Origin of the sequence: Pseudomonas sp. MWU12-3103b, assembly GCF_023100615.1 — a bacterium.
GTDB lineage: Bacteria > Pseudomonadota > Gammaproteobacteria > Pseudomonadales > Pseudomonadaceae > Aquipseudomonas > Aquipseudomonas putida_A.
On record NZ_JALMEY010000006.1, the window covers coordinates 287,392 to 295,511 of the forward strand.

The 8,120-nt window shown below is 61.1% G+C and carries 3 protein-coding genes; 2 read left to right on the forward strand and 1 reads right to left on the reverse strand.

Going from position 1 to position 8,120, the window contains the following annotated elements:
- Positions 1 to 154: 154 nt before the first annotated feature.
- Positions 155 to 1,639 carry a sodium/proline symporter PutP gene (gene putP / locus M0808_RS12810; protein ID WP_139053534.1) on the reverse strand — a complete coding sequence of 495 codons (1,485 nt, stop codon included), beginning with the start codon at positions 1,637 to 1,639 and terminating at the stop codon, positions 155 to 157.
- 457 nt (positions 1,640 to 2,096) lie between these two features.
- Between putP and putA the strand changes: the two genes are divergently transcribed.
- Together putA and M0808_RS12820 are read left to right on the forward strand one after the other, a co-directional pair.
- Positions 2,097 to 6,050: a trifunctional transcriptional regulator/proline dehydrogenase/L-glutamate gamma-semialdehyde dehydrogenase gene (putA, locus tag M0808_RS12815; RefSeq protein ID WP_247841326.1), complete on the forward strand. Its 3,954-nt coding sequence runs from the start codon at positions 2,097 to 2,099 to the stop codon at positions 6,048 to 6,050.
- Positions 6,051 to 6,310: 260 nt separating this feature from the next.
- Positions 6,311 to 8,113: an acyl-CoA dehydrogenase gene (locus M0808_RS12820; protein ID WP_247841328.1), complete on the forward strand. Its 1,803-nt coding sequence runs from the start codon at positions 6,311 to 6,313 to the stop codon at positions 8,111 to 8,113.
- The last annotated feature ends 7 nt before the right edge of the window (positions 8,114 to 8,120 follow it).

Genomic DNA, 8,120 nt, shown 5'->3' on the forward strand with positions numbered 1-8,120 from the left:
TCAAATGAAATCAATGTCGACTGGCACGACCCTTTCGCGAGCAAGCCCGCTCCCACAGGAGATCTATGCTGACTCAGGGATATTGCAGGCATAAAAAAACGGCCCGCCTCCTGTAGGAAGCGGGCCGTTTTCTGGTGAGCCGAAGCTCAATGCATCACTTGTTCAGGTGGAAATCTTTTTCCGCCGCTTCAAAGCGCTGCACCATGCCTTTGGTTGGCTCACCCAATTTACTGACGATGTAGATGGCCAGACTGGCGAAGATGAAGCCCGGGATGATTTCGTACAGACCCAGCAGTTCGAAATGCTTCCAGACCACTACGGTGATCGCGCCGACCAGGATGCCGGCCAGTGCGCCGTTGCGGGTCATGTCCTTCCAGATCACCGAGATCAGCACCACCGGACCGAACGCGGCACCGAAACCGGCCCAGGCGTAGGACACCAGGCCCAGTACGCGGTTTTCCGGGTTGGCGGCCATGGCGATAGCGATCAGCGCCACCAGCAACACCATCGCGCGACCGACCCACACCAGTTCCACCTGGGAAGCGGATTTGCGCAGGAAGGTTTTGTAGAAGTCTTCGGTCAGGGCGCTCGAGCAAACCAGCAGCTGGCAGCTCAGGGTGCTCATCACAGCGGCGAGAATCGCCGACAGCAGGACACCGGCAACCCACGGGTTGAAAAGAATTTTTGCCAGCTCGATGAACACCCGCTCGTGGTTCTCGGTGACTGGACCGGCCACTTCCGGGTGCGCCGAGAAGTAGGCGATACCGAAGAAACCCACGGCGACGGTGCCGCCTAGGCACAGGATCATCCAGGTCATGGAGATGCGACGGGCGTTGGCAATCGACTTCACCGAGTCAGCAGCCATGAAGCGCGCGAGGATGTGCGGTTGACCGAAGTAACCCAGACCCCAGCCCATCAGCGAGATGATGCCGATGAAGGTGGTGCCCTTGAGCATGTCGAAGTTGCTCGGGTCCTGAGCTTCGATGGCGAGGAACGTGGTATCGACACCACCGGTGGCCAGCAGCACGATGATCGGCGTCAGCAGCAGCGCGAAGATCATCAGCGTGGCTTGTACGGTGTCAGTCCAGCTCACCGCGAGGAAACCGCCGACGAAGGTGTAGGCAATCGTCGCCGCAGCACCGGCCCACAGCGCCGTCTCGTAGGACATGCCGAAGGTGCTTTCGAACAGACGGGCGCCAGCCACGATGCCGGAAGCGCAGTAAATGGTGAAGAACACCAGAATCACCACCGCCGAGATGATGCGCAGCAGGCCGCTTTTGTCTTCGAAACGGCTGGAGAAGTAGTCCGGCAGGGTCAGGGCATCACCGTTATGCTCGGTCTGCACACGCAGACGGCCGGCGACGAACAGCCAGTTCAGGTAGGCGCCGACGATCAGGCCGATGGCGATCCAGCTTTCGGACAGACCGGACATGTAGATGGCGCCCGGCAGGCCCATCAACAACCAGCCGCTCATGTCGGAAGCACCGGCAGACAGAGCCGTCACGACGCTGCCCAGGCTGCGGCCGCCAAGAATGTAGTCAGAGAGGTTATTGGTGGAGCGATAGGCCATGAAGCCGATCAGCACCATTGCTGCGATGTAGATCACGAACGTGATCAGTGTTGGATTGCTTACGCTCATTAAGTTACGCCCTGGCTTTGTTTTTATGTTGCAGCGGTGATTGATCGTCCACAAACGACGACGTTTGGCAGACGAAACGGGATCCCGCGCATTTAGGACTGATGTTTCCCCAGGAAAGCCACCAGCCGATGCACCGGGTATTCCCGGTTGCACCTTGGGCGCGAATGCTATGCAACAAAGTAAAAAAGGTGCAACCAGTTTCTGGCGATTAAGTTGCACCTAGTCGGATATACCGATAAATATGCCGTTTTTGCTCCTTTTTAGCGCAGTCACGGCGCTCCGCTAGAAGTAAAAGCACCACGCAGGAGCGGCACTTCAGTACCAGAAAATAATTCCTGACGAAGCGTTTATTTTTCCGACAAAAAAAGGGTTGCACCCGGTTGCACCTCTTCCGGCGCACGGCTAATCTTGCCGCCAGCTGATGCCACGCAACTGTGGCAACCATGAGGATAAAAATATGGCTACCACCACCCTTGGGGTCAAACTCGATGACCCGACCCGCGAGCGCCTGAAGGCTGCCGCGACCTCGATTGATCGCACACCGCACTGGCTGATCAAGCAGGCAATTTTCAATTACCTGGAAAAACTCGAGGGTGGTGCAACCCTGACCGAGCTGAACGGTTTGACCGCCAAGGACAGCGATGACGCTGGCGAAGTCCATACCGATCACGCCCACCAGTGCTTCCTCGAATTCGCTGAAAGCATCCTGCCGCAATCAGTACTGCGCGCATCGATCACCGCTGCTTACCGCCGCCCTGAGCCGGAAGTGGTGCCGATGCTGATCGAGCAGGCACGCCTGCCGGCACCGATGGCCGAAGCCACCAACAAACTCGCTGCGACCATCGCGGAAAAACTGCGTAACCAGAAAAGTGCCGGCGGTCGTGCAGGCATTGTTCAGGGCCTGCTGCAGGAATTTTCCCTGTCGTCCCAGGAAGGCGTGGCCCTGATGTGCCTGGCCGAAGCGCTGCTGCGTATCCCGGACAAAGGCACTCGCGATGCACTGATCCGCGACAAGATCAGCACCGGCAACTGGCAGCCGCACCTGGGCAACAGCCCGTCGCTGTTCGTCAACGCCGCGACCTGGGGTCTGCTGCTGACCGGCAAACTGGTGTCGACCCACAATGAAGCTGGTCTGACCTCGTCGCTGAGCCGAATCATCGGCAAGAGCGGCGAGCCGATGATCCGCAAGGGCGTCGACATGGCCATGCGTCTGATGGGCGAGCAGTTCGTCACCGGCGAAACCATCGCCGAAGCGCTGGCCAACGCGAGCAAGTTCGAAGCCAAGGGCTTCCGCTATTCCTACGACATGCTCGGTGAAGCGGCACTCACCGAACACGACGCGCAGAAGTACCTGGCGTCGTACGAACAAGCCATCCACTCCATCGGCAAAGCCTCCCACGGTCGTGGGATTTATGAAGGCCCGGGCATTTCCATCAAGCTTTCGGCCCTGCACCCTCGCTACAGCCGTGCGCAGTACGAGCGCGTGATGGACGAGCTGTACCCGCGCCTGCTGTCGCTGACCCTGCTGGCCAAGCAATACGACATCGGCCTGAACATCGACGCCGAAGAAGCCGACCGCCTGGAGCTGTCGCTGGATCTGCTCGAGCGCCTGTGCTTCGAACCGCAACTGACCGGCTGGAACGGCATCGGCTTCGTGATTCAGGCTTACCAGAAGCGTTGCCCATACGTGATCGACTACGTGATCGATCTGGCCCGTCGCAGCCGTCATCGCCTGATGATCCGTCTGGTGAAAGGCGCGTACTGGGACAGCGAAATCAAGCGCGCCCAGGTCGAAGGCCTGGAAGGCTATCCGGTCTACACCCGCAAGGTGTACACCGACGTGTCCTACATTGCCTGCGCACGCAAACTGCTGTCGGTGCCGGAAGTCATCTACCCGCAGTTCGCCACGCACAACGCCCACACCCTGTCGGCGATTTACCACATTGCCGGTCAGAACTATTACCCGGGCCAGTACGAATTCCAGTGCCTGCACGGCATGGGCGAACCGCTCTACGAGCAAGTTGTAGGCAAAGTTTCCGAAGGCAAGCTGAACCGTCCGTGCCGCGTGTACGCACCGGTCGGTACCCACGAAACCCTGCTGGCGTACCTCGTGCGTCGTCTGCTGGAAAACGGCGCCAACACTTCGTTCGTCAACCGCATCGCCGACCAGTCGATTTCGATTCAGGAACTGGTGGCCGATCCGGTGGCGCAGATCGAGCAGATGGCGACCGTGGAAGGTGGTTTCGGCCTGCCGCACCCACGCATTCCGCTGCCGCGTGACCTCTACGGCGCCGATCGCGCCAACTCCGCCGGCATCGACATGGCCAACGAACATCGTCTGGCCTCGCTGTCCTGCGCCCTGCTCGCCACTGCGCACAACAACTGGAAAGCCGCGCCGATGCTCGGTTGCGCGTCCAGCAACGAAGCCCCGGCACCGGTGCTGAACCCGGCGGATCACCGCGATGTGGTCGGTCACGTGCAGGAAGCCACCGTCGAAGACGTCGACAACGCGATCCAGTGCGCCCTGAATGCTGCGCCAATCTGGCAGGCTACTCCGCCAGCCGAGCGCGCGGCGATTCTGGAGCGTGCCGCCGACCTGATGGAAGGCGAGATCCAGCCACTGATGGGACTGCTGGCCCGTGAAGCCGGCAAGACCTTCGCCAACGCCATTGCCGAAGTGCGCGAAGCGGTCGACTTCCTGCGCTACTACGCGGTGCAGGCACGCAACAATTTCAGCAATGACGCCCACCGCCCACTGGGCCCGGTGGCGTGCATCAGCCCGTGGAACTTCCCGCTGGCCATCTTCAGCGGTCAGGTCGCTGCCGCGCTGGCCGCCGGTAACCCGGTACTGGCCAAACCGGCTGAACAGACTCCGTTGGTTGCCGCGCAAGCCGTGCGCTTGCTGCTGGAAGCCGGGATTCCCGAAGGCGTGCTGCAACTGCTGCCGGGTCGCGGTGAAACCGTCGGCGCCGGTCTGGTCGGTGATGAGCGCGTCAAAGGCGTGATGTTCACCGGTTCCACCGAAGTGGCGCGTCTGCTGCAACGCAACATCGCAGGTCGTCTCGACAGCCAGGGCCGTCCGATTCCGCTGATCGCCGAAACCGGCGGGCAGAACGCGATGATCGTTGACTCCTCGGCGCTGACCGAACAAGTGGTGATCGACGTGGTGTCCTCTGCCTTCGACAGTGCCGGTCAGCGTTGCTCGGCCCTGCGCGTGCTGTGCCTGCAGGAAGATTCCGCCGACCGTGTCATCGAAATGCTCAAAGGCGCGATGGCTGAAAGCCGCCTCGGCAACCCTGAGCGTCTGTCCGTGGACATTGGCCCGGTGATCGACGCCGAAGCCAAGGCCGGCATCGACAAGCACATCCAGGGCATGCGCGATAAAGGTCGCAGCGTGTACCAGGTGGCTATCGCCGACAGCGAAGAAGTCAAACGCGGCACCTTCGTCATGCCGACCCTGATCGAATTGGAAAGCTTCGACGAGCTGCAACGCGAGATCTTCGGCCCGGTGCTGCACGTGGTGCGCTACAAGCGCAAGGACATCGACCAGTTGATCGGCCAGATCAATGCCTCCGGTTATGGCCTGACCCTCGGCGTACACACCCGCATCGACGAGACCATCGCCAAGGTGATCGACAACGTCAACGCCGGTAACGTCTACGTCAACCGCAACATCGTCGGTGCCGTGGTCGGCGTGCAGCCATTCGGCGGCGAAGGCCTGTCGGGTACTGGCCCGAAAGCCGGCGGTCCGCTGTACCTGTACCGCCTGCTGTCGACCCGTCCTACTGACGCGATCGAACAATCCTTCGCTCGCGGTGATGCAGCCGTCGCCCCGGACGTGCGTCTGCGTGATGCCATGAGCAAACCGCTGAACGCCTTCAAGGCCTGGGCCGAGAGCAACCAATACGCCGAACTGAGCGCCCTGTGCGTGCAGTACGCCGCGCAGTCGCAAAGCGGTATCACCCGCGTGCTGGCCGGCCCGACCGGCGAGAAGAACAGCTACGCGATACTGCCGCGTGAACACGTGCTGTGCCTGGCCGACGTCGAAGGCGATCTGCTGACCCAACTGGCGGCGGTCTTGGCGGTCGGCGGTTCGGCGGTATGGCCGGAATCCGACATCAGCAAGGCATTGTTCACACGCCTGCCGAAGGAAGTTCAGGCGCGGATCAAACGGGTTGCCGACTGGCACAAGGATGAAGTGGTGTTTGATGCCGTGCTGCATCACGGTCATTCCGACCAGTTGCGTGGTGTCTGCCAGCAGATTGCCAAACGTGCCGGTGCGATCGTTGGCGTTCAGGGCTTGTCCCAGGGCGAGACCAACATCGCGCTGGAGCGCCTGGTGATCGAGCGCGCGTTGAGCGTCAACACCGCGGCGGCGGGGGGTAATGCGAGCTTGATGACTATCGGTTAAACCCGAGAAGTCAGGCAACCGCGATGGTTGCCTGACAATCAAATCCCAATGTGGGAGCGGGCTTGCTCGCGAAGGCGTTGTGTCAGTCGACATCTGCAATGACTGATGCACCGCTTTCGCGAGCAAGCCCGCTCCCACAGTTGTTTTGGGGTGTTTGTTAAGTCGGTGCTCGGCTCCAACATCACCGTCATCAATCATCCTGTTCAGCCTTTATCAGCACGCCTAGACTCGGCCCAATCCCAATGTTCAGGTAGGCCGCCATGTCCGAGACGCTGCTCAGTTCCCGTAATCTGGCTTTCGAGCTGTACGAAGTCCTCGATGCCGAGGGCCTGACCCGGCGTGAGCGCTTCGCCGAACACAACCGCGAGACCTTCGACGCGGCCATCGGCACCGCGCGCAGCATCGCCGAGAAATACTTCGCACCGCACAACCGCAAGGGCGACGAGAACGAGCCGCGTTATGAGAACGGTCAGGCGATGCTGATTCCCGAAGTCAAACCGGCGGTGGACGCGTTCCTCGAGGCGGGTTTCCTCAATGCCGCACGAAGCTTCGAAGCCGGTGGCATGCAACTGCCGACGCTGCTGTCGCAAGCCTGCTTTGCCCACTTTCAATCAGCGAACGCGGCGACCACTTCCTACCCGTTCCTGACCATGGGCGCGGCCAACCTGATCGAAAGCTTCGGCACCGACGAGCAGAAACAGCGCTTCCTGCAACCGATGATCGACGGGCGCTTCTTCGGCACCATGGCCCTGACCGAACCGCACGCCGGCTCGTCGCTGTCGGATATTCGTACCCGCGCCGAGCCGGCGTCCGACGGCACTTATCGACTCAAGGGCAACAAGATCTTCATTTCCGGCGGCGATCATCCGCTGTCGGAAAACATCGTGCACATGGTCCTGGCCAAGCTGCCGGACGCGCCGCCGGGGGTGAAGGGCATTTCGCTGTTCATCGTGCCGAAGTTTCTGGTCAATGATGACGGCAGCCTCGGCCAGCGCAACGATGTGCTGCTGGCCGGGCTGTTCCACAAGATGGGCTGGCGCGGCACCACTTCCACCGCGCTGAACTTCGGCGATAACGGCGAGTGCGTCGGCTATCTGGTGGGCAAGCCGCACCATGGTTTGAGCTACATGTTCCAGATGATGAACGAGGCGCGGATTGGCGTCGGTATGGGCGCGGTGATGCTCGGCTACGCCGGTTACCTGTACTCGCTGGAGTACGCCCGCGAACGCCCGCAAGGCCGAGTGCCGGACAGCAAGGATCCGAGCACCGCACCGGTAGCGATCATTCAGCACGCAGACGTAAGACGCATGCTGTTGACGCAAAAATCCTACGTCGAAGGGGCCTTTGACCTCGGTCTGTACGCGGCGCGGCTGTTCGATGACACCACCACGCTGGAAACCGAAGGCGAGCGCAAACAGGCCCACGAGCTGCTGGACTTGCTGACGCCGATCGTCAAATCCTGGCCGTCGGAGTTCTGCCTGAAGGCCAACGAACTGGCGATCCAGATTCTCGGCGGTCACGGTTACACCCGCGAATACCCGGTGGAACAGTACTACCGCGACAACCGCCTGAACCCGATCCATGAAGGCACCCACGGCATTCAGTCGCTGGACTTGCTCGGGCGCAAACTGGCGCAGAACGGCGGCGCTGGGCTCAAGCAACTGATCCGCCTGATCGCCAACACTGCCGAGCGCGCGACCGCGTACGAATCGTTGACCGCACTGCGTGAGCCACTGGAGCAATTGGTGGCTCGCCTGCAAACAGTCACCATCGGCCTGCTGACCGATCTGGCGCAGGGCAAGGTCAACAGCAGCCTGGCGAATTCGGCGCTGTACCTGAAGGTGTTCGGGCACACGGTGATTGGCTGGCGCTGGCTGGAGCAGGCGATTCGGGCTGAGGAAGGCTTGGCCAAAGGCAATGCGGCGGATGCTGACTTCTATAAGGGCAAGCTACAGGCGGCGCGGTATTTCCTGACATGGGAAGTGCCGGGTTGCCAGCATGAGCTGGCGTTGCTTGAGGCGCGGGATGATACGTGTCTGGCGATGCAGGATGGGTGGTTCTGAGAGCCAA